26 protein-coding genes are annotated in these 22166 nt (G+C 63.9%); 13 read left to right on the forward strand and 13 right to left on the reverse strand.

The window, feature by feature from the left end; translation table 11 throughout:
• Nucleotides 1-10: 10 nt before the first annotated feature.
• The gene (locus CK215_RS12060; protein ID WP_095831037.1) at nucleotides 11-811 is read left to right on the forward strand and encodes an ATP-binding cassette domain-containing protein; all 801 of its coding nucleotides are present in this window, start codon (nucleotides 11-13) and stop codon (nucleotides 809-811) included.
• Between the two features lie 131 nt (nucleotides 812-942).
• The gene (locus tag CK215_RS12065) at nucleotides 943-2568 is read left to right on the forward strand and encodes a CHASE domain-containing protein (RefSeq protein WP_095831038.1); all 1626 of its coding nucleotides are present in this window, start codon (nucleotides 943-945) and stop codon (nucleotides 2566-2568) included.
• Nucleotides 2569-2650: 82 nt separating this feature from the next.
• Here the strand turns inward: CK215_RS12065 and CK215_RS12070 are convergent, their stop codons facing one another.
• The 6 genes from CK215_RS12070 to CK215_RS12090 all read right to left on the reverse strand — a co-directional run bounded on the left by CK215_RS12070 (nucleotide 2651) and on the right by CK215_RS12090 (nucleotide 6155).
• Nucleotides 2651-2896, reverse strand: coding sequence for a YMGG-like glycine zipper-containing protein (locus tag CK215_RS12070; protein WP_067002111.1), 246 nt, complete (start codon nucleotides 2894-2896; stop codon nucleotides 2651-2653).
• Between the two features lie 105 nt (nucleotides 2897-3001).
• The gene (locus tag CK215_RS12075) at nucleotides 3002-3304 is read right to left on the reverse strand and encodes a hypothetical protein (RefSeq protein WP_095778170.1); all 303 of its coding nucleotides are present in this window, start codon (nucleotides 3302-3304) and stop codon (nucleotides 3002-3004) included.
• Nucleotides 3305-3419: 115 nt separating this feature from the next.
• Entirely contained in the window at nucleotides 3420-3590 is a 171-nt protein-coding gene (locus CK215_RS31295) for a hypothetical protein (RefSeq protein WP_170950281.1), read from the reverse strand.
• A 224-nt stretch (nucleotides 3591-3814) separates the two neighbouring features.
• On the reverse strand, nucleotides 3815-4846 hold the full coding sequence (locus tag CK215_RS12080) for a sensor histidine kinase (RefSeq protein WP_095831039.1): 1032 nt from the start codon (nucleotides 4844-4846) through the stop codon (nucleotides 3815-3817).
• Nucleotides 4847-5026: 180 nt separating this feature from the next.
• The gene (locus tag CK215_RS12085; protein WP_067002119.1) at nucleotides 5027-5191 is read right to left on the reverse strand and encodes a DUF1328 domain-containing protein; all 165 of its coding nucleotides are present in this window, start codon (nucleotides 5189-5191) and stop codon (nucleotides 5027-5029) included.
• A gap of 169 nt (nucleotides 5192-5360) precedes the next feature.
• Complete coding sequence (locus CK215_RS12090; protein ID WP_067002122.1) at nucleotides 5361-6155, reverse strand: response regulator; 795 nt, start codon at nucleotides 6153-6155, stop codon at nucleotides 5361-5363.
• A gap of 222 nt (nucleotides 6156-6377) precedes the next feature.
• Here CK215_RS12090 and CK215_RS12095 point away from each other — a divergent pair, with 222 nt between their 5' ends.
• Both CK215_RS12095 and CK215_RS12100 read left to right on the forward strand, forming a co-directional pair.
• The gene (locus CK215_RS12095; RefSeq protein ID WP_067002232.1) at nucleotides 6378-6581 is read left to right on the forward strand and encodes a NepR family anti-sigma factor; all 204 of its coding nucleotides are present in this window, start codon (nucleotides 6378-6380) and stop codon (nucleotides 6579-6581) included.
• 3 nt (nucleotides 6582-6584) lie between these two features.
• Nucleotides 6585-7136: an RNA polymerase sigma factor gene (locus tag CK215_RS12100; protein WP_040973662.1), complete on the forward strand. Its 552-nt coding sequence runs from the start codon at nucleotides 6585-6587 to the stop codon at nucleotides 7134-7136.
• 32 nt (nucleotides 7137-7168) lie between these two features.
• Here the strand turns inward: CK215_RS12100 and CK215_RS12105 are convergent, their stop codons facing one another.
• Nucleotides 7169-7513, reverse strand: coding sequence for a response regulator (locus CK215_RS12105; RefSeq protein ID WP_348628594.1), 345 nt, complete (start codon nucleotides 7511-7513; stop codon nucleotides 7169-7171).
• Between the two features lie 198 nt (nucleotides 7514-7711).
• On the opposite strand from CK215_RS12105, the gene CK215_RS12110 reads away from it, so the two are divergent.
• The 4 genes from CK215_RS12110 to CK215_RS12125 all read left to right on the forward strand — a co-directional run bounded on the left by CK215_RS12110 (nucleotide 7712) and on the right by CK215_RS12125 (nucleotide 9691).
• On the forward strand, nucleotides 7712-8473 hold the full coding sequence (locus CK215_RS12110; RefSeq protein ID WP_095831041.1) for a Crp/Fnr family transcriptional regulator: 762 nt from the start codon (nucleotides 7712-7714) through the stop codon (nucleotides 8471-8473).
• Between the two features lie 71 nt (nucleotides 8474-8544).
• Nucleotides 8545-8871, forward strand: a complete 327-nt coding sequence (locus CK215_RS12115) for a DUF883 family protein (protein ID WP_095778215.1) — start codon at nucleotides 8545-8547, stop codon at nucleotides 8869-8871.
• Between the two features lie 10 nt (nucleotides 8872-8881).
• Nucleotides 8882-9346 (forward strand): phage holin family protein, encoded by a 465-nt coding sequence (locus tag CK215_RS12120; protein ID WP_095831042.1) that lies wholly within the window; start codon nucleotides 8882-8884, stop codon nucleotides 9344-9346.
• A 129-nt stretch (nucleotides 9347-9475) separates the two neighbouring features.
• Nucleotides 9476-9691, forward strand: a complete 216-nt coding sequence (locus CK215_RS12125; RefSeq protein WP_095831043.1) for a hypothetical protein — start codon at nucleotides 9476-9478, stop codon at nucleotides 9689-9691.
• A gap of 20 nt (nucleotides 9692-9711) precedes the next feature.
• On the opposite strand, the gene CK215_RS12130 is transcribed toward CK215_RS12125, so the two are convergent.
• Nucleotides 9712-10632, reverse strand: a complete 921-nt coding sequence (locus tag CK215_RS12130; protein WP_095831044.1) for a diacylglycerol kinase family protein — start codon at nucleotides 10630-10632, stop codon at nucleotides 9712-9714.
• A gap of 240 nt (nucleotides 10633-10872) precedes the next feature.
• Here CK215_RS12130 and CK215_RS12135 point away from each other — a divergent pair, with 240 nt between their 5' ends.
• Complete coding sequence (locus tag CK215_RS12135) at nucleotides 10873-12261, forward strand: PRC-barrel domain-containing protein (RefSeq protein WP_095831045.1); 1389 nt, start codon at nucleotides 10873-10875, stop codon at nucleotides 12259-12261.
• Nucleotides 12262-12305: 44 nt separating this feature from the next.
• On the opposite strand, the gene CK215_RS12140 is transcribed toward CK215_RS12135, so the two are convergent.
• On the reverse strand, nucleotides 12306-13868 hold the full coding sequence (locus tag CK215_RS12140) for an alkaline phosphatase family protein (protein WP_245418666.1): 1563 nt from the start codon (nucleotides 13866-13868) through the stop codon (nucleotides 12306-12308).
• A gap of 230 nt (nucleotides 13869-14098) precedes the next feature.
• Between CK215_RS12140 and CK215_RS12145 the strand changes: the two genes are divergently transcribed.
• From CK215_RS12145 to CK215_RS12160, 4 genes are all read left to right on the forward strand, one after another.
• Nucleotides 14099-15031 (forward strand): VOC family protein, encoded by a 933-nt coding sequence (locus CK215_RS12145; protein WP_095831047.1) that lies wholly within the window; start codon nucleotides 14099-14101, stop codon nucleotides 15029-15031.
• Between the two features lie 4 nt (nucleotides 15032-15035).
• Entirely contained in the window at nucleotides 15036-15674 is a 639-nt protein-coding gene (locus tag CK215_RS12150; protein ID WP_095831048.1) for an alpha/beta hydrolase, read from the forward strand.
• Complete coding sequence (locus CK215_RS12155; RefSeq protein ID WP_095778179.1) at nucleotides 15667-15963, forward strand: GNAT family N-acetyltransferase; 297 nt, start codon at nucleotides 15667-15669, stop codon at nucleotides 15961-15963. The genes CK215_RS12150 and CK215_RS12155 overlap by 8 nt, the downstream gene beginning before the upstream one ends.
• Before the next feature lie 307 nt (nucleotides 15964-16270).
• Complete coding sequence (locus tag CK215_RS12160) at nucleotides 16271-17329, forward strand: dipeptidase (protein ID WP_067001270.1); 1059 nt, start codon at nucleotides 16271-16273, stop codon at nucleotides 17327-17329.
• A 97-nt stretch (nucleotides 17330-17426) separates the two neighbouring features.
• Here the strand turns inward: CK215_RS12160 and CK215_RS12165 are convergent, their stop codons facing one another.
• Genes CK215_RS12165 through CK215_RS12180 form a run of 4 tightly spaced genes read right to left on the reverse strand, consistent with a single transcriptional unit; the run spans nucleotide 17427 to nucleotide 22139 of the window.
• Complete coding sequence (locus CK215_RS12165; RefSeq protein WP_095831049.1) at nucleotides 17427-17684, reverse strand: hypothetical protein; 258 nt, start codon at nucleotides 17682-17684, stop codon at nucleotides 17427-17429.
• Between the two features lies 1 nt (nucleotide 17685).
• The gene (locus CK215_RS12170) at nucleotides 17686-18915 is read right to left on the reverse strand and encodes an aminomethyltransferase family protein (RefSeq protein WP_095831129.1); all 1230 of its coding nucleotides are present in this window, start codon (nucleotides 18913-18915) and stop codon (nucleotides 17686-17688) included.
• 43 nt (nucleotides 18916-18958) lie between these two features.
• Nucleotides 18959-20533 (reverse strand): NAD(P)/FAD-dependent oxidoreductase, encoded by a 1575-nt coding sequence (locus tag CK215_RS12175; RefSeq protein WP_095831050.1) that lies wholly within the window; start codon nucleotides 20531-20533, stop codon nucleotides 18959-18961.
• Nucleotides 20520-22139: an NAD(P)/FAD-dependent oxidoreductase gene (locus CK215_RS12180; RefSeq protein ID WP_095831051.1), complete on the reverse strand. Its 1620-nt coding sequence runs from the start codon at nucleotides 22137-22139 to the stop codon at nucleotides 20520-20522. Before CK215_RS12180 ends, CK215_RS12175 begins: the two co-directional genes overlap by 14 nt.
• Nucleotides 22140-22166: the final 27 nt, after the last annotated feature.

Raw genomic sequence — 22166 nt, forward strand, 5'->3', positions numbered from 1 at the left:
AGGCAGCATCATGGCAGACGAGAACGCTCCCGCCGGCGCCGCGCTGGTCGACATGCGCAACATCTCGATCGCCTTCGGCGGCATTCGCGCCGTCGACGACGCCTCCATCGATCTCTTCCCCGGCGAAGTGGTGGCGCTGCTCGGCCATAACGGCGCCGGCAAGTCGACGCTGATCAAGATACTGTCCGGTGCCTACAAGCGCGATGCCGGTCAGATCTTCGTCAATGGCGAGGAGGCAGCAATCTCCAACCCGCGCGACGCCAAGAAATACGGCATCGAGACGATCTATCAGACGCTGGCGCTTGCCGACAATGTCGACGCCGCCGCCAATCTGTTCCTCGGCCGCGAGTTGATGACCGCCTGGGGCACCCTCGACGACGTCGCCATGGAGGCCGAAGCACGCAAGGTGATGGGCCGGCTCAATCCGCGCTTCCAGCGCTTCAAGGAGCCGGTGATCAAGCTGTCCGGCGGACAGAGGCAGTCGGTGGCGATCGCGCGCGCGATCCTGTTCAACGCGCGAATCCTGATCATGGACGAGCCGACGGCAGCGCTCGGCCCCCAGGAGACGGCCCAGGTCGGCGAACTGGTGCGGCAACTCAAGGCCGACGGCATCGGCATCTTCCTGATCAGCCACGACATCCATGACGTGTTCGAGCTGGCGGACAGGGTCTGCGTCATGAAGAACGGCCAGGTCGTCGGTACGGCGCGCACCAGCGACGTGACTCAGGACGAGGTGCTCGGCATGATCATTCTGGGCAAGTGCCCGCCGGGCGCCATGCCAGGCCCGGGAGCGCTGAAAATCGCGGCCTAAGACCATAAATTGGTTGGCTAATTTGCGACTTGTTTGATGAGCCAATCGCGGCGTTGGGTTGGCCTTGCCATTGTATTGGCGCGGAGACTTGCCCATAAAGGTGGCCAACCATCCATGGGCCGCACCCTGCATTGAAAAAGCTTTTCCCGATCGTCGCCTTCATCGCCGTCGCGCTGATCAGCCTGACGATGGCGGGGTTCGCCTATTTCGCGACCCAGGAGGCGGCACGCATCAAGTTCGAGGGAACCGCCGACGATGCGCTCAACCGCATCGAGAGCCGCATCGACCTGCATCTGTCGCTGCTGCGCTCGACCCAGGCGCTGTTCGATGCTCGTAACGGCGATATCACGCGCGGCGAGTTCAAGGCCTTCCTCACCGCGCTCGACATCGACGACAACTTCGCCGGACTGCGCGGCATCGGCTTCCTGAGGCTGGCCAAGACCGGCGACGAGGCCAAGCTCGAGCGCGACATCCTGCGCGCTCGCGGTTCGGCCCACCCGGTCTATCCGGCCATCACGCAGCAGCAATGGCGCACGCCCATCGTGCTTTTCGAGCCGCTCGATACCTCCAACCAGTCGATCATCGGCTTCGACATGTTCAGCGACCCGGCACGGCGGACGGCAATCGAGAAGGCCATGGCCGACGACCGGCAGCACGCCAGTGGGCTCGTTCAACTTGGCCAGGGACAGGGGCTGGAGCAGACCTTCCCCGGATTCCTGGTCTTCGTGCGGCTGAACGTGGAAACGGCCCCGGACGTCATCAATGCCAGCCGCTCCTCGACCGCCGGCTTCCTCTACGCCTCCTTCCGCGCACGCGATTTGTTCCAGGTGGCGCTCAGCAAGGCTCCGCTGCTGCCGGTCAACGTCGAAATCTTCGACGGCCAGCCGGGTGCCGGCAATCTCCTGTTCCGGTCGGAGGCGCCGCCGGCCGAATCGCTCGGCGGAAAGCTGCTGGCGCGCCGGGATATCGTCGTGGCCGGCCGACCCTGGACTGTCCTGTTTCGGCCGACGAGCGCTTTCGCGCTGCCTTCCTCGCGCGCTATTCCCGTGATGCTCGGTCTGTTCGGCCTGCTGCTCGCCGGGGCGATCGCCTTGGTGGCCCGCTATCAGGAGCGCGCCTACGAGGCGAAGTCGCTGCTGCATGAGGCGACGGAGAAGAGCCTGCTGGAAAAGGAGCTGATCCTGCAGGAGATGAAGCACCGCATCAAGAACTCGATCACCAGGGTGCTGGCGATCGCGCGGCAGACTGCTTCGCAGGCCACGGACGTGAAGGAGTTCTCGGCATCATTCTCGGCGCGGCTGCAGGCGATGGCTGCCTCGCAGGATATGCTGACACGCTCGCGCTGGCAGAAGGCGGACCTCGGCGACCTGCTGCGCACCGAGCTTGGGCAGGTGTTCGGCAAAGAGCTTTCCGAAGGCATATTGTCGGGGCCGGAAGTGCTGCTTGACGAGACGACGACGCAGGCGCTTGGCTTGACCTTTCACGAGCTTGCCACCAACGCGCTGAAATATGGCGAGGCCGGCAACTCGGTGGGCGCCCTGAAGGTCGATTGGCGGGTCGAAGGACGTGGCCCGGAGCGGACGCTGGTGCTCGATTGGCGCGAGGCCGGGCAAAAGAAACTGGAGCCGCCGGCAAAGACCGGTTTCGGCACCAAGCTGATCGATCTCAATGTCACGCGAGAATTGCGCGGTACGATCAAGCGCGACTACCGGGCCGACGGGCTTAAGGTGGAAATCCGAATACCCCTGCCAGGCTGAGCGCCTGTCAGTCAGGGTCTAACAACGATCTACCCGGGACCGCTGGTCGGCCCCCGGGTAGATGACTGTGTCTCGCGGAAAATCAGTTGCAGCGGGCCTTATATCTCGTGCCGTCAGCGTGGCGATATATGCAATAGCCATTGCGCAGGTTGCGAACCAACAGGCCGGACCCGGCGCCCACAGCCGCGCCGATCAGCGCGCCCCTGCCGCCGCCGACCAGGCCGCCGACGCCGGCGCCGATCAAGCCGCCCCCGACGACATCCTGCTCGGTCGTGGTGCAGCCGCTGACGGCGACCACGGCAACCATGGCAATGATCATTTTCCGCATAAATTGCTCCTTAATTTTGTCCTCACTTTTGGCAGTGCCAACCGCCGTTTAGCACGAAAAAACGGGCTTTGCCTGCCCGATCTTGTTATTGCTGAAGAGAGTGTCTTACGGGCGTGCGCCGTTTGACGCGACAAGCGCGCCGGAAGTTTCCAGCGACGCGACGAGCCTGCCGTCGGGACGCACGGTCCACAGCAGTTGATCATAGTCGTCTTCAAGTGCCGGATCGACGGCAAGGCACTCGCCCTTGACACGCGGCGTGCGCCCCTGCAGGTCGCCCAGCGCAAACGGCCGTTCGGCGATGCAAGCCTCGAAAGTCTCGAAGACGCTGACCGGCACCGACAGTTCGCGGCAATCGGTCATGGTGTCCGAGCAGCCAATGACGAGGAGCAAGGCGGCGATGTGTTCCACGGGTCGAATCCTCCCGCCGCAAAGAACGATTGTTGCCGCTCAAAAGTTCCTGCTCGGCGGAGTCGGCGCGCAATGGCGCGTGCCTTGGCGCCGGCCGGCTGCTCGATTGGAAAGATCAGGCCAGTTGCCAGGCCATCGCCAGCACGAGAGCAGCAACAAGCGCGACGGCGCCGAGGCGAAGCGATGGATGGGAGGAACGGGGCGAGGGCGGTGCTTCGGCGTCCTGGAAGCCGCCCATCGAGACGCGGGCGGCCCGCTCCAGCCTGTTCATATCGGCAATCATCATTCGGTTCCTCCCAAATCGCGGTGTGATTGCGCGGCTGGGTTTGATGCGTCGCGAGCGGTTCAGCTCCTCACGGGATCGCCGATCCACTCCAAGGTTTACGCAACTCGGAAGGGCATTGCGCGCTATCCTGGAGTTGCTTCTGCCGGGGAACACAATCGGATTTTATGGTGAACAGCAGGTTAAACGCCTCTCCGGCGGCTGACCGTTGCCCCGGGACGTGGTTGTCATTCTATCTCGAAATTGCCGCGCGGGATGGTCAGGCGATATTCGAGACGATCGTCGTCGATATCGAGACTGGCGGAGCCGTTCAGCGACGTCGGCACGACGCGTTCGAGGGCGACGCTGCCAAAACGATTTTCGGTTCGCCGACCGGCGCCGATCCTTTCTGTCCAAATCAGCAAAAGGCCAGGCGAAGACTCGCTGCCGGCCGCGATCCTGGCGCTTACCCTGATCCGTCCGTCAGGCTGCGACAGGGCGCCGTAACTTGCCGAATTCACGGCCAGCTCGTGCATGGCCAGTCCGATATGAAGGGCAGCGTTCGGATTGAGGTAAGGGTTCTCCCCATCGAAACGCAGGCTGCGACTTGGATCGGCGCTATAGCGGCCGACCTGGCCGGACACGAGCTCACGAAGCGCCGCTCCCCGCCAGTTGGAGGATGTCACCAGATCCTGAGACGAGGCGAGCGACTGGATGCGGCCGCGAAAGTGCGTCAGGAAATCGCCGAGCGTCTCCGAGTAGCGTCCGGTCTGGGTGGCTATGCTCTGGATGATGGCCAGAAGATTCTTCGAGCGATGGCTGACCTCCCGCAGCAGCGTCTTCAGCGTCTGCTCGCGGCGCTTCTGCTCCGTCGTCTCGACCATGGTGGTGACGACGCCCTGAACCTCGCCGGAGTCGCTGCGATCGGCATCGATCCAGACATGGAACCAGCGCACGCCGTCACTGTCGGAAATGCCGAGCTCGAGGCGATCCGGGTTGCCGGTTTCAATCACCTTGCGCTTGGCTGCGCCTATGCGCTCGGACTGCGCGGGGGAAAGCCCACCCTTGCCCTCGGCCGTCTCGCAGGCCCACGGGGCGCGCATGTTGCGCGCCCAGACGGTCTTCATTTCACGATCCTGGTAGAGGACCGAAATTCCAGCATTGTGGAGCGCGTGGAGCAGCGCGCGCCCCACCTGCATCCCGCTTTCCGCCGGATGCATCGCGATCACTTCGTCGCTGCGCTCTTGCGTATAGTCCTTCTCTGAGGCCTTGGAACGCATTCGATATTTCCCGCATCCAGGCGCGAACGGCTTACGAGGATTGCTGCCCCGGTCTTGACCTGCTGACGCTTATGCTGCCCAAAAGCGGTCCGCCGGACGACATCCTTTTGGGGGACATCGCCCGGCGGTGGCTGGAAACCGTTTGAGGGGTGCGGCTTCCAGTGTTCGGCACTCCCCTGGTCAGGTTCTCCTGACGAGGCCGGCGATGAGTGAGATCACCAGGAAAGCAAGGAAGACGAAGAACAATATCTGCGCGATGCCAGCCGACGTGCCGGCGATGCCGCCGAACCCAAGCGCGCCGGCGATGATCGCGACCACAAGAAAAACGAGCGCCCAGTACAGCATGATATCTCTCCTTCTAACGTCCTGGAAAAAACGTGGCTGGATGGCGTTTGTTCCACCATTTGCGGAAAAAGACGATCCCCTGAAAACGCTTCACGGATGGGACTCCGCGCCGCATCGTGCGAGGCGCTGGCGCCTCTCACGAGAGCTCAATGATCGGACGTTGCTGCGGTCAGGCCGCGGCTTTCGCCTGGCGGTCGAAGAACAGCGCCTGACTGATCAGGGCCTTCACCATGTCTGGATTGAAGGGCTTGGTCACCAGAAACGCCGGTTCGGGACGCTCGCCGGTCAACAGGCGCTCAGGGAAAGCGGTGATGAAGATCACCGGCACCGGCGTCGAGGACAAGATCTCGTTGACCGCCTCTATGCCCGAACTGCCATCGGCGAGCTGGATGTCGGCCAGCACCATTTTCGGACGCGTCTTGCCGAAAACGGCGACCGCCTCGGCGTGCGTGCGGGCGGTGCCGACAACGCGATGGCCGAGGCTTTCGACCATCTCCTCGATGTCCATGGCGATCAGCGGCTCGTCCTCGATGATCAGCACGTCGGTCGCGACCTGGCGAGAAATCTCGCTGCTTGCCTGGGCAAGCAATTCGGAGAACTCCTGTTCGTCGGCATCGAGGATTTCCGCGGCTTCATCCTCGCTGAAACCCTCTACGGCGACCAGCAGGAAAGCCTGCCTCGGCCGCGGCGCGATTGCGTTCAGATTGGCGGCCGCCCGCTGCTCCCAAGCTGTCTGCGCATGCTCTTGCGGCACGCGGATCGCAATCGAAGTGAAAAGTCTGGCAAAGACCTTGTACAGCGCAATGCGATCGCTCGATGCCTTGGGGAAAACTTCGGTGTCGGCGATGATGGCCTCCAGCATCGCAGCAACCAGGGCGTCACCGCTTTCCTGCGATCCCGACACGGCGCGTGAGAAACGGCGGAGGAAAGGCAGGTGAGGAGCGATGGTTGCGGACAGGCTCATATTTGACGTCTCCCTCAGATGACGTTGTTGCATTGCAAAGGCTAGACTCACTGGAAGTCCCGGCAAAACCAACGTCGGCTTTCTGAAAAAGTTCCGCCGGGCAGGGAACTAAATTAGGAAGCGGGCGTTTCCGGCTTTGGGATGGGCAACCAGACAAGGGTGCCGCTTGCGTCGTGATCTATGGTTTTAAAGCGGTTTCAGGTGCTGGGACTTAGGGCAAACATGAAAGAAATGTCAAAGAATTCAATAACTGGCGCCCCGAGCAGGCACCGGAACGGGGGTAGCAGTCCGCTCGGACCGAACTCCGAAATCGCCCGCAAACTCAAGCAATATTACGACGAGCTGGTCTCCGATCAGGTGCCGGATCGATTCGCTCAGTTGCTCAGCCAGCTGGAAAAGGCCGAACCCGCCGAGAAAAAGGACTGAGACATGGCGGCGGTCTCCCAGAGCTTCAAGACCGAGCTGCTCGGCGCGATCCCAAGCCTGCGCGCCTTTGCGGTGTCGCTGACGCAGAATGCCGACAAGGCGGACGACCTCGTCCAGGAAACCCTGGTCAAGGCGTGGGACAAACATGAGAGTTTCCAGCCGGGCACCAACCTCAAGGCCTGGCTGTTCACCATCCTGCGCAACGAATTCTATTCGCAGATGCGCAAGCGCGGCCGCGAGGTGCAGGACAGCGACGGCATCATGACCGCCAGGCTCGCCGTCCACCCGGCCCAGCATGGCCAGCTCGACCTCAAGGATTTCCGCGGCGCGCTGGAGCAGCTGCCGGAGGATCAGCGCGAAGCCATTATCCTGATCGGCGCGTCCGGCTTTTCCTACGAAGAGGCGGCGGAGATCTGCGGCTGCGCGGTGGGCACGATCAAGAGCCGGGTCAGCCGCGCGCGCGCCCGGCTGCAGGACATCCTGAAGATTTCTGGCGAGGACGAATACGGCCCCGATGCGATCTCGGCGCAGGTAACAGGATCCAACGCCGCCTGACACCGACCTCCGGCTTTTTCGACGCTACGTCGTCACGCCGCTTTCGCACGCCTGCAGGCGCGCGCCAGGGCCTGGATCAGATCGTCGCCCGAGTAGGGCTTGGTGACCAGCTTAATCTCGGGAAAAGAGCCCTCGAGATCCTCGGCGTCGGAGTAGCCCGACGCGAAGACGAATGGAATGCCGCCGCTGCGCAGCCGCTCTGCGAAGTCGAGTGTCGAGGTGCCGCCGAGCATCAGGTCGACGATAGCGGCGTCGAACCAGGAAAACCCATCCCGCAGGTCGATTTCAGCCAAGTCGCCAACAATCGTGACCTCGGCTGCCCCTTGGTCGCGGCATAGTTGCTCGACATCCATCGCTATCAGGAATTCGTCTTCCAAGACCAGGATGCGCAATCCGTCTAGCAATGGGGGCACGTGGCGGCGACTCCTATAAGGCTGCAGTCATGCGCGGTATTTGGCGCTCTGTCATTTAAAAAAGACATGACCGGCGATGTATTGCGTGAGCGGCGGAACCTCGGTCCGGGTGAAGCGTTTGTATTCGCCCTATCGGGGCAGGGGTTTCGAAGAGGGGTCGAAATGTCCAGCCAGAGCGCATATTCCCTTGTCAACCGCCAATATCCTTGCGGCAAATGCCCGTTGCGGCCGTTGCCAGTCTTTCGCGAATTCGAGAGCCAGGAGCTGTTGTTCGTCAGCGGGTTCAAGAAAGGAGAGCTTGCGGTCGACAAGGGGGCGGCCGTGCTGGTCGAAGGCAGCCACAGCGCGCATCTCTACACCATACTTTCAGGCTGGGCATTCCGCTACAAGCTGTTGCCCGACGGGCGGCGGCAAATCCTCAACTATTCCATGCCCGGCGATCTCATCGGCCTGCAAGGCAGCCTAATGGGCGAGATGCAGCATTCCGTCGAGGCCTTGTCGCCGATGCTGCTGTGTGTCTTCGAGCGCGACCAATTGCACGAGCTTTACCGTAACTACCCGGGCCTGGCCTATGACATCACCTGGATGGCGTCGCGCGAGGAGCGCATGCTCGATGAAAACCTGCTGAGCATCGGTCGCCGTTCCGCGCTGGAGCGCACCGCCTATCTTGTCGCCTTCATCTCCAGCCGTGCCCGGGGCGCAGGCCTTAACGGCAAGCGGCCGGTGCAGATCCCGATCACGCAGCAGCATATCGCCGATACGCTCGGCCTGTCGCTGGTGCATACCAACAAGACGATCCGCAAGCTGATGGACCGTAAGCTGCTCATTTGGCGTGACGGTGGTTGCGAGGTTATCAGCCATGAGGGGCTGACGGAGTTGGCCGGCTGGCAAGGTTTGGGTGAGGAGCGCAGACCGCTCATCTGACGACGACCGGCAGAACGGAACCCCGGTCTCGGCCAAGCGTTGAAATGGAAGCAAACTTAAGGAGTTACGCAATGGCGACCGCCGCAGGCAGATCCGCAACAGATACTCCCCCCAGCGCCGACCTCGAAGCCGACATCCGGCAGTTGAAGGCCGATATCGAAGAGCTCACCAGGCAATTGGCCAAGACCCGGGACGACAGTTACGGGGCAGCGCGCCGCGCGGCCGCCGAAGGCGTCGAGCAGCTGCGCGCGCACGGCGAGGCAGCGTTCGAAAGCATGCGCGGAAGTGCTCAGGATTTGGAAGCGCAGTTGATAGCCAGCGTTCGCGAAAAGCCGGTGACGTCGCTGGCGATTGCGGCGGGAGTAGGCTTCCTGTTCGCGCTGCTGTCGCGCCGCTAGCAGCCCTCATATGGGGACGCTGGTTTCGCTTATTTCCGGCCTTGCTTCCGGCGAGGCGGTGGCGGCCTTGCAAAGAGCGCGGCTGACCGCAATCCTCTACGGGCTTGCCGGTGTTTTTGCCCTGTGCGGCGTCGGTTTCCTCATCGGCGCGGCCTTTATCTGGCTGGCGGAGCGCTACGGGCCGTTAGCGACCAGCCTCGGCTTCGGCATCGGCTTCCTGGTGATCGCCGGGCTGATTGTCGTGATCCACAAGCTCACAACCAGCATGCGGGCGCGGCGGCGCGCGCGAAGGCGAAAGGCCGACATGACGGCGGTTGGCGTTACCGCGGCGCTCGCTCTGCTCCCGGCGCTCGCGAAAAGCAAGGGCGGCCTGGGGACGCTTCTCGCGCCCGCGATCGCGCTCGCCGCCTACGCCATCTACCGCGAGAACGTGAAGGCTGGGCCTCGAGAAAAGGATCGCAGCGAAACGCCATAGGCGCGGCAAGCCGGTCGGGGCGGCCGACCGTGCCGGATATAGCTGTCGGATTGGGAACTTTCGCGGAAAGGGTCCGTTACCCGACCATGCCGTGCTCGGCGTGCCCGCCCCCACACCTGGAGACCGACCATGCCCAAGACCGTTCCTGAAAACGAAGCCCGCCAGGGGCATTGGGGCTGGCATGCGCTCAGGATTCTCGTCGCCGGGCTGCTGCTGGTATTCATCGCCTGGGGCGTAGCCGAGATTTATGGAGTGCTGATCAAAGAGCCGAGCACCGAGCAGCAGCACGTCCCACAACCTCCAGGGACCGAGCAGGCGCCTGCTCCCAGCGGTCAACCGCAGTAGTTTTGAGGTCTTGGCTCCATTCAGGCTGCCTTTGCCTGCGCGCTGCTTCTAGGGACCAGCACGTTAAGGGTCGCTGGATGGATTTCGACCGTGGTTTCGCGTTCCAGCTTGACCAACTCTCCGTCCATCACCGCCTTGAACTTTGTCGGCGAGGAATGAATTTTCAGCACGGCTTTGTCAGCCTGGTGCATTTCGACATGTTCGCTTTGGCGCCATCGGCCGCGCAGCATGGCAAGCAGCAATTTTACCAAGTCACGGCGCCGGCGCGCAACGCTGACATAGATGCCAAGCACGCCGCCGGCCGGATTGTCCGCATAAGGCAGATGACCCTCGCCGAACAGATTGTTGCTGATGCCAATTCCGGTCGCGCGGGTGACGATGTCGGTCTTGCCGATGGTCAAGGTCACCTTGAGGGTGCGCGGGTTCTTGATCGTTGCCCATGCGGCGCGAACCGACGCCCGCATCTTTCCCAGCCGCGAGCCAAAATCCATCTTCTCGCGGAGCTGGACCATTCTGGCATGCATGCCGATTGAAAATTGATGCACGAAGGGACGGCCATTCGCGGTCGCCATATCGACCGCCTTGACCTCGCCGTCGGTAAAGGCCTTCAAGGCGGCTTCCAGTGTCTGGGGGATGCCAAGGCTGCGCGCGAAAAGGTTCATCGTACCGGCCGGCAATATGGCCAACGCCTTCTTCTTGTTCATCAGAAGCGAGGCGGCGGTGGACACCGTTCCGTCGCCGCCTCCGGCCAGCACGACATCGACGTTGCGCATGGCTATGGCCTTTTCCAACGCCGAGGCGATTTCGCCGCCCGCAACGATGTCGATCTGAACCGAATGGCCGGCCCCTTCCAGAAGCTCGCGGACCCGGCCGGCAAAGGCTGGAACATCGGTCGTGCGCAGGGTGCCCCCGTCCTTGTTCAGCACCGCAGCAAACCGCATGCCCCTCTCCGTCCTGCTATTGTTAGGCCAAAAACGAGCTCTCAGCCGCAGGCTGAAACGGAAAAGGGCCGCCGAAGGTTCCGCGCCAGCGCGCAAGGCAAGCGCCGTGGACGGGCGCCGTTTGGAACAAGGCTCCCCTCACGACGTTGTGAAATCGTGGAATATTGCCGCGCTCGCCCTTGCCTTGTGCGAGGCCGCGAACGCGGCGCGTAGGAAAATCAGGCACGAGGAGAGACGATCATGATCCGCACTCTTTTTGCAACGACCGCGCTTGCAACCCTCCTAGCAACCGGGGCCATTGCGCAGAACACAACGCCTGCACCGGCGCAGGCACCCGCAACGGAAACCCCCGCGCCCGCCGCCGAGACCCAAGCTCCAGTAGTACGTGCAGACGGGGCGCTGATGACCAATATCATCGGTGAGTCCGTCTATAATGGGACCGGCGACGATGCCGAAGACATCGGCAAGGTCGACGACGTCGTTTTCGATGCAAGCGGCAACGTAAAATCCGTCATCATCGGCGTCGGCGGATTTCTCGGCGTCGGCACCAAGGATGTCGCGTTCGATTACAACAAGCTGGAATGGGCCGAGAAGAACGGCGACCGCTGGCTCGTAGCGAAGACGACCAAAGACGAGCTGAACGCACAGGCGGCCTTCGATCGCAAGGCCTATGATCCGGCCCCGGCGCAAACGACCGATGCCACGCAGCCTGCGACCACCGACACCGGAACGGCGCAAGCGCCCGCGCAGCCGGCCCAGCCGGTAGAGAAGGCTGAAGGCAATCTCGCCACCAACATCATGGGCGAGTCGGTCTATAACGGCACCGCCGACGACGCCCAAAAGATCGGCGACGTCAACGACATCGTTCTTGCCAAGGACGGCAAGGCCGAATCCCTCGTGATCGGCGTCGGCGGCTTCCTGGGCATTGGCGAGAAGAACGTTACCTTCGACTTCACCAAGGCCAAATGGGCGGAGAAGAATGGCGATCGCTGGTTGATCGCCGAGACGACGAAGGAAGAGCTGGAGGCTCAGCCGGACTTCAACCGCAAGGCTTATGATCCGGCGCCGGCCGCAGCCACCACGGCTTCGAACACTGCTCCGGCAACGACCACCCCTGCCGTGACCTCGTCCGACACCACGGCCGACAAGGAGGCCAAACCGGCTCAGCCGGCCCAGACGACGGCTGAGACCAAGCCCGCGGCGCCGGCTGCGAATACGACGGCTGAGAACAAGCCGGCCGATGCCGGCACAGCCGCCACCGACACGACCAAGACAGCCTCGATCGACAAATCGACGTTGAACGAAATGCCGATGGGCAACATCAGAGTCGACGACCTGAAGGGCACCACGGTATACGGCGCCAACGATGTCGAGATCGGCGAGATTGGCGACGTCGTGCTGACGCCCGACAACAAGCCGGATGCGGTGGTTATCGATGTCGGCGGTTTCCTCGGCATCGGCGAGAAGGAAGTCGCCCTCGGCATGGATAAGCTGAAGTTCATGACCGACAAGGACGGCAACAAGTATCTCTACACCAACTTCACCAAGGAGCAGTTGGAGGCGCAGGCAGCCTACGACAAGAGCTCCTATGCCGCAAACCGCGACAAGCAGAGGATGGTCCTGCAGTAAGGGACCAGGCAGCGGGCAGCGGGCAGCAGGGAATGCGCGTTTCGCTATTCCCTGCTGCCTGCTGTCTTTCTCACATGGCCGACCACTCCGTCCTTTGTCAGCTCCGCCAGCGCGAGTGATTGGTCGAGATGGTTGGCGCGCCAGGTGAGCATCTTCTCGGCGAGTTCCACGCGCACCGTCAGATAGGCGGGGTCGTGCGCGACGTTGCTCAACTCGTCCGGATCCTTAGACAGGTCGAAGAGAAGCGGCGGCAGGCCGCCGCCGAAATGGACATATTTGAAAGCCTCGGTGCGAAGGACGGCAAGGTTGCAGTCGCGTGAGCCGATGCCGAAATGCCGCTCGGCTTCGCCGTCGGCGACCGAGCGGAAATCGAATTCCCAGTGCGCCGCGTCGCGCCAGTCGGCCGGCTCCTCGCCGTCGAGCCAGGACGCCAGCGACCTGCCGTCGAGGTGCGGTTCGGGTGCTGCGCCGATCAGGTCGAGCAAGGTCGGGAAGACGTCCACCGCCTCGGTGAAACGATCGATGGATGCGCCGGCCGCATTTGTCCGGCGCGGATCGCGCACGATCAGCGGAATGTGGTAGCTGGCGTCGAAGAAGCCGCCTTTGCCAAGCATGAAGTGGTCGCCCATCATCTCGGCATGGTCGGAGGTGAGCACAACCACAGTATGATCCCACCTGGCGGCCGCCTTCAGCGCTTCCCAGATGCGGCCGAGCTGCGCGTCGAGCTCGGAGATCATGCCGTAGTAAAGTGCACGGATTCGGCGGAAATTCTCCTCGCTCCAATCCCGCACCTTGCCCTCGACGCCGGGAACGAACTTCGTCCGCTTCTGCAGGCCAAGATCGTATGCGAGGTAGGGGTGGCTTTGCGCCTCGGCTTGCCAGTTCGTCGCGCGCCGGAAAGCGGGGCCGTCGGCCGGGTCGTACATGGTGTTGTAGGGCTGCGGCACGATGAAAGGCGGGTGCGGGCTGATGAAGGAGATGTGCGCGAACCACGGCGCCGCCTGCTCCTGTTCGCCAAGCCAGCGGATGAATTCGCCGGCCAGGAAGGCCGCCGGCGTCTGGTCCTTCGAATAGACCGGCGGCGCGTTGCTTACATCATCGCCGACCTTGCCCTGCTTGCCAGCCGGACGATGGATGCCCGGTGCCCCGGCGCTCGTGTCGACGCCTTGCGTCCGCAGCCAGGACAGCCACTGCTTCTGATGTTCGGGCAGCAACTGCCGGACGCTGAAGCCGGGCAGCACGCCTTCATAACTCCTCAGCCGCGGATCGCCGGCCGCAAGCCGGCGCGGATCCGGCGCAACATCGGTATAACCGAACAGCGTGGGGTCATAACCCACCGCGCGTGCGGAAAGCGCGATGTTAGCGTGGCGGGCGTCGAGCGGCGAGCCGTTGCGGCAGACCCGGTTGTTCATCTGATAGAGGCCGGTGTAGAGGCAGGCGCGCGCCGGCGAGCAGGGCGCCGCTCCACCGTAGTGGCGCCGGAACAGCACGCCCTCGGCCGCGAGCGCATCCGCATTCGGCGTTTTCACCACCGGATGTCCCGCCGCCGACAGACAATCGCCGCGCCACTGGTCGCAGGTGATGAGAAGAACATTCGGGCGGCTCACTCGGTTGTCCAAACTCTTCTCCTCAAGACGGTGCGCCCGCTCATGGAGCCGAAATTTCCCGATCGGCGCAAGGAGGCAGCTTCATCAATTGGTGAACATCGGTCTTATGGCCGTTCACTTTTGTGATACAGTCCATTCTGAGTTTGGTCGCTTTGCCGGGCCAGGCGCTATCCTCATATTGCGGTGGACAGCGGCAAGGGCCGCAGCAAGGATAGGGAAGGAGCAAGACCATGCTCAATCAGATCAAGGGCCTGCATCACGTTACCTCGATGGCAAGCGATGCGCGCCGCAACAATGAGTTCTTTACCAAGAAGCTCGGCCTGCGCCGGGTGAAGAAGACCGTCAATTTCGACGCGCCGGATGTCTATCACCTCTACTATGCCGACGAGTTCGGCACGCCGGGCTCGGTGATGACCTATTTCCCGTTCCCGGACATCGGCAAGGGCCGGCATGGGGTGGGTGAGGTCGGCACCACCGTCTTCTCAGTGCCGGAAGGCACGCTCGGCTATTGGGAAAAGCGCTTCGCCGACGAGGGCGTCAGCGGTGTTGGCCGCAGCGAAAGCTTTGGCGAGAAGCGGCTTGCCTTCACCGGCCCCGACGGCGACAGTTTTGCGCTGGTCGAAGACAAGGCCGACGGCAGAGCGCCCTGGGTGAAGGGCGGCGTCCCCGCCAATGAGGCGATCCGCGGCTTCCACTCGGTCGCGCTGAGACTGAAGGACGGCGGCGCCACCGAGGAGCTGCTGAAGTTCATGGGCTATGAAGAGGTCGACAAGTCCGGCAACATCCGCCGGATGGCGATCAAGAACGGCAACGGCGCCGACGTCGTCGACATCGAATCGCTGCCGGGCGCAGGCTTTGCCAATCTCGGCGCCGGCTCTGTGCACCATGTCGCCTTCGCGGTCGAGGATCGCGCTAGGCAGCTCGAAGTGCGCAAGGCGCTTGTCGACACGGGTTACGGCGTGACGCCGGTCATCGATCGCGACTATTTCTGGGCGATCTATTTCCGCACGCCGGGCGGCGTGCTGTTCGAGGTGTCGACCAACGAGCCGGGCTTCGACCGCGACGAGGACACCGCGCATCTCGGCGAGGCGTTGAAGCTGCCGACGCAGCATCAGCATCTGAGACCCTATCTCGAACAGCATCTGCAGAAGCTGGAAGACTGACGCCATGAGCAAGGACGCCTACATCTACAAAGTGCTGCCCGGTTCGCCGGGCGGCCCGCTGCTGTTCGTCTTCCACGGCACCGGAGCCGACGAGAACCAGCTTCTGTCCTTCGGTCGCGAACTCGCGCCTTCGGCGACGTTAGTCTCGCCGCGCGGCGATGTGTCGGAGCAAGGTGCCGCCCGTTTCTTCCGCCGCACCGGCGAAGGCGTCTACGACATGGACGACCTCGCGCGGGCGACGGCCAAGATGGCCGGCTTCGTCAAGGCGCATGTCGAAGCGGCAAAGCCCTCGGCGGTGTTCGGCCTCGGCTATTCCAACGGTGCCAACATCCTGGCCTCGGTGGTGTTCGCCGAGCCAGGACTGTTCGATGCCGCGGCGCTGATGCATCCGCTGATCCCGTTCGAGCCGCAGGTGCAGGGCAGCCTTGCCGGGCGCCGCATCCTGATCACGGCCGGCAGGCGCGACCCGATCTGCCCGCCGAACCTGACAACGCGGCTGGAGGCCTATTTGCGCGCCGACGGGGCCGATGTCACAGTGGAATGGCACGACGGCGGGCACGAGGTGCGGCCGAATGAAATCGAAGCGGCGCGGCGGCTCTTTGCCCTCTCGCTCGTCGGCGCAGGAGGCAAGAAAAATGGCTGACCAGCTGCCTGAGATCGAACTGGAAGATCGCGGCTCCAAGGGTCGCTACCTGCTGCGCGGACCAGGCGGCGCCGAGGCCGAAATGACCTTCACCAAGGTCGGCGAGCACCAGCTCATCATCGATCACACCGAGGTGCCGGATGTCTTTCGCGGCCAGGGCGCCGGGCTTCGCCTGGTAGCCCGCGCCGTCGAGGACGCGCGCGCGGCGGGCAAGAAGATAATCCCGCTCTGCCCCTTCGCCAACGCCCAGTTCCGCCGCCATCCGGAATGGGCCGACGTGCTGAAATAGTAGCACTTGTCTTCCCCTTCTCCCCCGGGGGAGAAGGGGGCCGCGAAGCGGCCGGATGAGGGGAGCTCCACGGAAAACCGACGTCTCACTCCGCTGCAGCACCCTAAACCGTCTTGGCGCTGCGCGCCGATCCACCGCCCGGGGGCCCCGTCCTTCGGAGCCCGCAAGGGGAGAAGGAAGAGAGCCGCCCAGCCATAAATGCGAACACGCGTCTGGCATTTGCGCAGTTCGGCCATCTTGCCTAATTAGACAGATCACCTGGGATTCTCCCGCCCTGATCCGCCACCTCAAAAAAGCGAATGGCCTGATGACCGAATCCGACCTCATTCCCGTTTTCGACGGCCACAACGACACGCTGCTCAGGCTCTACCAGTCGAACGAAGCCGATGTCGAAAAGCTGTTCATCGAGGGCACGCCGGGCGGTCACATCGACATGCCGCGCGCCAAAAAGGGCGGTTTTGCCGGCGGCATGTTCGCGATCTTTCCGCCGCCGATCGAAAAGACCAAACGCAGCGCCGTGCCGCCGGCGCCGAGCGACAACGAGCCACTGCCGCCGGAACTGCCGCGCGCCGAGGCGGTCACTTCGACCATCGGCATGGCCTCGATCCTGTTCAGGCTCGAGCGCGCCGGCGCGCTCACCGTCTGCCGCAGCGCCGGTGATGTGCGCGAGGCGATGGCGAATGGCTCGATCGCCGCGGTGTTCCATATCGAAGGCGTCGAGGCGATCGATCCCGAGCTTGCCATGCTCGACGTGCTCCACGCCGCCGGGCTCCGCTCGCTGGGGATCGTCTGGAGCCGGCCGAACGCCTTCGGCAACGGCGTCCCGTTCCGCTTTCCCTCGTCGCCCGATACCGGGCCGGGCCTGACCGACGCCGGCAAGGCGCTGGTCAAGGCATGCAACAAGCTCAGGATCATGATCGACCTCTCGCATCTCAACGAGAGGGGCTTTCGCGATGTCGCCGCGCTCAGCGACGCGCCGCTGGTCGCGACCCACTCCAACGTGCATGCGATCTGCGGCCATTCGCGCAACCTCACCGACTGGCAGCTCGGCGCGATCCGCGAAACGGGCGGCATGGTGGGCCTGAACTTCGCCACCGGCTTCCTGCGCGAAGACGGCCGCATGAATGCCGACACCAGCCTCGACATCATGCTGCGCCACATCGAGTCGCTGTTGCAGGCGCTGGGCGAGGACGGCGTCGGCCTCGGATCCGATTTCGACGGTGCCATGATCCCGGCGGTGATCGGCGACGTGGCAGGCCTGCCGAAGCTCCTCGACGCGCTCGCCGCTCGCGGCTTCGGGCGCGCGCTGATCGACAAGATCGCTTTTCGGAACTGGCTGCGTGTCCTTGAAAAGACGATCGGATAAAGTGACAATCTTGGACGTTCGGAATTGGGCCAGAACGCTCCCCCAAACGTCGCCATCATAGGGCGAAGCAGGAGCGCAGCTCCGTCGCGCTGCGGGCTTACGCACCCATGCGCTTCAGCCATTCCTTGCCGACACCGCGGTCGCGGATGATCGGCAAGGGGTCTTCATGGTCGAGCCGGGCGCAGATGCGGTAGACCTCCAGCGTCTCGGCATCCATCTCGCCGCGCTTGAAGAAGAACATCGCCGCCGCATAGCGGGTGCGGCCGGACCACATCTCGCCGAGCGGCGTGTTGACCAGCTGCCACTGCTCGGCCGCTTCCGCCTCCGCGTCCAGCCTGTCCGCATCCCCTTCCACGTCAAAAATCCGCCGGCGGGTTGGCGGTGCGGCGATCGAGCTTGATGAACGGCCGCGGCACCACTTTCGCCCGCTTCATCAGCTTCTGGTATCGCAGCTCGCGCAAGGCGTAGATCTCGACCCAGAGGTCGTCGACGACCGTATCGCCGTAAGGCCGTTGCAAGGAGGCGATGGCGATGTTGCGCTTGGCCATGGGCGACCACATCGCCGCGCTGACGAGCCCGACCTCCCCGCTCTTCTTCCAGTAGACGATGGCGTGCTCGGCCGGGATGTTGCCTTCGATCTCCAGCCCGACCAGCACATGGCGCAGCTGCTTCTTCGCCCGCGCTTCGAAGATGGGGCGGCGGCCGTTGAAGTGGCCTTTGTCCGGATCGACCATGAAGCCGAGGCCGATCTCGTCCGGCATGCGCAGGCGGTCGGCACGGATGGCATGCCCGGCAGTGGTGAAGTCGGCATTGGCGACGATCAGCCCGGCTTCTAGCCGGGCGCGATTGAGCGCCGTGTAGCCGATGGCGCGGATGCCGCGCAGCCCGCCCGCCGCCATCAGCCGGTCCCACAGGCTCAACGCCTTGTCCGCCGGCACGAACAGCTCGTAGCCGAGATCGCCGGTGAAGCCGGTGCGCGAGATGGTGACGGCAGCGCCGTCATGCGCGAAGTCGGCGAGGTCGAAAACCCTCAGCCGCTCGATGCCGGCAAAGCCGGCGTCGCGCAGGATGGCGAAGGAGGTTGGGCCTTGCAGCGCGAGCCCGGCGATCGCCTCGGTTTCTTCCTCGACGCTGACCTCATAGCCGATGGCGCTGTCAAGCAGCCAGGGCAGATGCCGCTCCTGCGAGCACAGCCGAAAGCGCGTCGGCGACAGCCGGAACAGCGTGCCGTCATCGAGGACGAAACCCTCGTCGTCGCACCAGGCGGTGTAGTGGACGCGGCCCGGCTTCAGCCTGGTCACGTCGCGCAGCGTGACACGGTCGAGATAGGCTTCGGCGTCCGGACCCTCGATCCGGTATTTCGTCATCGGCGAGATGTCGAAGAGTGCCGCCTGGCTGCGAATGGCAAAATATTCCAGCTCCTCGTCCCAGAGCGAATGCGGCGCGCGGTAGCCGGCCCAATTGTACCAGCCGTTTGTCAGCGCGATCGCGTCAATGCGCGGCTGGAAAGGTGTGCCGAGCCGAAGCGTGCGGAAGTGGGATTGCGCAAGAGTGCGGGCGGAATTGATTTTCACATGACGACTCATGTTGGCGTCGTAGAGCGCTGCGTTTGTGAATGGCGAAATCATCTCATGCCCTCATCGCGATGATGCGGCGTGCGGCGTTGAGGCCGGGGGCGCCGGAGATCCCGCCGCCGGGATGCGAACCGGCGCCCGCAAGGAACAGCCCTTTGAGCGGCGTGTCGTAGCCCGACCAGCCGGAGACCGGCCGCGACATCAGCATCTGGTCGGCCTGCAATTCGCCGTGGTGCCAGTGGCCGCCGGGCATGCCGTAGCGTGCCTCGATGTGGGCCGGAGTCAGAAGTTCGGCGCCACGCACCGTGGCGCCGATGCCAGGCGCATAGGCTTCGAGCTGCGCCATGATCGCCTTGAGGAACTGCGGCTTGCCGGCGGTCCAGCCCTGTTTCAATGCATAAGGTGCGTATTGCACCACCGCGGAGAGCACGCAGGCGCCGGAGGGTGCCAGCGAAGGATCGACCAGGCTGGGCAGCGTGATCTCCATCACCGGCTCGGGCGAGAACTCGCCATATTTCGACTGGTTGAAGGCGCCCTCGACATGGTCCGGCGAAGGCGCGATGACGAGTCGGCCCTTGTGGCCAGCGGCGTCGACGCCGGCAAATTGCGGCGGCCGGTCGAGCGCGAGATGAAGCTTCGCCGCATCGCCCTTCATGCGGATGTTCTTCATCTTGCGCACGAAACCGGTGTCGACCTCGCGCGGCCCGGCCAGATCGAGGATCGTGGTTGCGGGATTGATTGCCGAGACGACGGCTTTTGCGCGCAGCGCTTCGCCGCCCTGCGTGACGACACCGACGGCGCGGCCCTTCTCGACGACGACCTTGGCGACCGGCGAAGCCAGACGGATCGAAACCCCCGCTTGCTCGGCCGCCGAGCGGATGGCGGCAACGACCGCGCCCATGCCACCCTTGGGCTGTATCTGCGCGCCGGCGAGGCCGCCGATCTCGCCAGCGAGCCGATAGTAGAGGCCGAGCAGCGATGTCGGCGAGCGCGGACCGAGATGGCTGCCCAGTGTCGCGTCGAAAGCGAGCAGGCCTTTCAGCCTGTCGTCGGAAAGCTGCTCGTCGAGCAGGTCGTAGACGTTCATCAAGAGCACGCGCAGGAAGTCGCGCATGTCCTCCTTGCCGAGCTTCTTCAGCGCCAGCGCCGTCTGGCCGAGCCCGGTCATTTCGGCGAGCGACATGCCGGCAAGGTCCGGCGGGCGGCGCGACAGAAAGGGTTTCAAAACGCCGGCATAGCGCAACAGCTGCGCGCGCAGGTCGCGCCAAGCCGATTGCTCCGAGGGGCTGGCGCCCGTCAGCGCCTCGCCATAGGCGCCGTGCAGCACCAGCGGGTCGTCTTTCGACAATGCGACCGAGGGCACGAAATCGCCGCGCTCGATCTTCAGCCCGTGGCGCTCGAGCTCCAGCGTCTTCACCACATCGGGATGCAGGCGGTTGAGCAGATGAGCGACCGAGGAGACGCGAAACCCCGGTGCGAATTCCTCGGTGCGCGCCGCGCCGCCGACCTCCTTGCCGGCCTCGAGCAGCAGCACCTTGCGTCCCGATTTCGCCAGCGTGGCGGCGGCGACCAGGCCGTTGTGGCCGCCGCCGATGACGATCGCGTCCCAATTCGCTTCAGATGACGTCATGGGCTGGGCTCATATGCAGGGTTGGCTTGGCGAGATCGCGCAGGATTTCGGCGGCGGCGTTGCGTCCGGGCGCGCCCATGACGCCGCCGCCCGGATGAGTGGAGGAGCCGCACATATAGAGGCCGCCGACCGGCGAGCGGTATTGCGCGTAGCCCGGCACCGGGCGGTTGAACAACAGCTGGTCGAAGGTCAGTTCGCCTTGGAAGATGTTGCCTTCGGTGAGGCCGACCTCGGCCTCGATCTCGCGCGGCGTGCGCACCTCCATATGGACGATGCGGTCGCGGAAGCCGGGCGAATATTCGGCGATCTGCGCAACCACGCTCTCGGCGAAGCCGTCGCGGTCGGCGTCCGTCCAGTCTCGGCCGCCAATTTTGGGCGGCGCGTATTGCACGAAGCAGCTCATGAAATGTTTTCCCGGCGGCGCCATGGTCGGGTCGAGTGTGGTCGGGATCACCATGTCGAGGAAGGGATCGGCCGACCAGCGCCCGGCCTTCCAGTCGTCATAGGCGCGCTCCATGCGCTCGATTGAATCGGTGAAGTGCATGTCGGCGCGATAGACCGGCGAATCCTTCGGCAGAGCCGGGAATTGGGGAAGCGAATCGAGCGCGATGTTGACCTTGCCGGACGAGCCGCGGATCTTGAAGTTCCTGACCCGCCGAAGGAAGATGTCGGGCAGCTCCTTCTCCTCGACCAGCTTCAGGAAGGTGCGCTTCACGTCGGCGTTTGAGACGACGAGCTTGGCATAGACCTCTTCGCCGCCGGCCAGTACGACGCCCTTGGCCCTGCCGTTCCTGATCAGCACGCGCTCGACCTCGGCGCCGGTGCGGATCGTGCCGCCGGAGGCCTTGAACGAGGCGGCGAGCGCCTTGGTCACGGCACCCATACCGCCACGCGCATAGCCCCAGGCGCCCACCGAGCCATCGACCTCACCCATATAGTGGTGGAGCAGGACATAGGCCGTGCCGGGCGACATGGGCCCAAGCGCCGTGCCTATGATGCCGGAGAGCGCAAAGTTCGCCTTGATGACGTCGGTCTCGAAATACTCGTCGAGGAAGTCGGAGATCGACATCGTCCAGAAGCGCAAGGTCAGCGCCATTTCCTCAGCGGTGAGACCGGCGAATTTCTTGCCGAGATAGAGCAGCTCGCCAAGATCGCGCGGCTTGAAGCTGGTGGGATCGGGCGCGGTGCGCATCAACAGCGGCTGGATGAAGCGGCACTGTCTTGTGACGTCGCGCGAATAGCGGTCGTAGGCCTCGGCGTCGCGATTGGAGAAGCGGGCGAATTCGCGGCGATGCGCATCGTGGTCGCGGTAGTTGGCGAGATAGTCGCCGTCGCGCGTGAACACCGCGCCGCCTTCATAGGAGATCACCTGCAGGCCGAAGCGCGGCAGCTCCAGATCGCGCATGATCTCGGGCCGGAACAGCGAGCAGACATAGGAGCAGTTGGAGTAGAGAAAGCCCGGCGTCAGCTCGCGGCTGGTGGCCGCACCGCCGACCCAGTCGTTCTTCTCGACCACCAGCACGTCGAGCCCGGCGCGCTGCAGATAGCCGGCGTTGACCAGCCCGTTGTGGCCGCCGCCGATGACGATCGCGTCCCATGCCTTCATGTGCGCTCAACCTCCCTCCGGCCGTCC

The organism is Mesorhizobium sp. WSM3864, assembly GCF_002294955.1.
Taxonomy (GTDB): Bacteria; Pseudomonadota; Alphaproteobacteria; order Rhizobiales; family Rhizobiaceae; genus Mesorhizobium.

Coding starts and splice junctions, on each gene's coding strand:
- CK215_RS12145 (WP_095831047.1), top strand. CDS start 14,099: ATGCTCAATCAGATCAAGGGCCTGCATCACGTTACCTCGATGGCAAGC.
- CK215_RS12180 (WP_095831051.1), bottom strand. CDS start 22,139: ATGAAGGCATGGGACGCGATCGTCATCGGCGGCGGCCACAACGGGCTG.
- CK215_RS12125 (WP_095831043.1), top strand. CDS start 9,476: ATGCCCAAGACCGTTCCTGAAAACGAAGCCCGCCAGGGGCATTGGGGC.
- CK215_RS12080 (WP_095831039.1), bottom strand. CDS start 4,846: ATGCGTTCCAAGGCCTCAGAGAAGGACTATACGCAAGAGCGCAGCGAC.
- CK215_RS12155 (WP_095778179.1), top strand. CDS start 15,667: ATGGCTGACCAGCTGCCTGAGATCGAACTGGAAGATCGCGGCTCCAAG.
- CK215_RS12070 (WP_067002111.1), bottom strand. CDS start 2,896: ATGCGGAAAATGATCATTGCCATGGTTGCCGTGGTCGCCGTCAGCGGC.
- CK215_RS12150 (WP_095831048.1), top strand. CDS start 15,036: ATGAGCAAGGACGCCTACATCTACAAAGTGCTGCCCGGTTCGCCGGGC.
- CK215_RS12130 (WP_095831044.1), bottom strand. CDS start 10,632: ATGCGGTTTGCTGCGGTGCTGAACAAGGACGGGGGCACCCTGCGCACG.
- CK215_RS31295 (WP_170950281.1), bottom strand. CDS start 3,590: ATGATGATTGCCGATATGAACAGGCTGGAGCGGGCCGCCCGCGTCTCG.
- CK215_RS12170 (WP_095831129.1), bottom strand. CDS start 18,915: ATGAGTCGTCATGTGAAAATCAATTCCGCCCGCACTCTTGCGCAATCC.
- CK215_RS12085 (WP_067002119.1), bottom strand. CDS start 5,191: ATGCTGTACTGGGCGCTCGTTTTTCTTGTGGTCGCGATCATCGCCGGC.
- CK215_RS12060 (WP_095831037.1), top strand. CDS start 11: ATGGCAGACGAGAACGCTCCCGCCGGCGCCGCGCTGGTCGACATGCGC.
- CK215_RS12115 (WP_095778215.1), top strand. CDS start 8,545: ATGGCGACCGCCGCAGGCAGATCCGCAACAGATACTCCCCCCAGCGCC.
- CK215_RS12120 (WP_095831042.1), top strand. CDS start 8,882: ATGGGGACGCTGGTTTCGCTTATTTCCGGCCTTGCTTCCGGCGAGGCG.
- CK215_RS12175 (WP_095831050.1), bottom strand. CDS start 20,533: ATGACGTCATCTGAAGCGAATTGGGACGCGATCGTCATCGGCGGCGGC.
- CK215_RS12100 (WP_040973662.1), top strand. CDS start 6,585: ATGGCGGCGGTCTCCCAGAGCTTCAAGACCGAGCTGCTCGGCGCGATC.
- CK215_RS12160 (WP_067001270.1), top strand. CDS start 16,271: ATGACCGAATCCGACCTCATTCCCGTTTTCGACGGCCACAACGACACG.
- CK215_RS12135 (WP_095831045.1), top strand. CDS start 10,873: ATGATCCGCACTCTTTTTGCAACGACCGCGCTTGCAACCCTCCTAGCA.
- CK215_RS12090 (WP_067002122.1), bottom strand. CDS start 6,155: ATGAGCCTGTCCGCAACCATCGCTCCTCACCTGCCTTTCCTCCGCCGT.
- CK215_RS12095 (WP_067002232.1), top strand. CDS start 6,378: ATGAAAGAAATGTCAAAGAATTCAATAACTGGCGCCCCGAGCAGGCAC.
- CK215_RS12110 (WP_095831041.1), top strand. CDS start 7,712: ATGTCCAGCCAGAGCGCATATTCCCTTGTCAACCGCCAATATCCTTGC.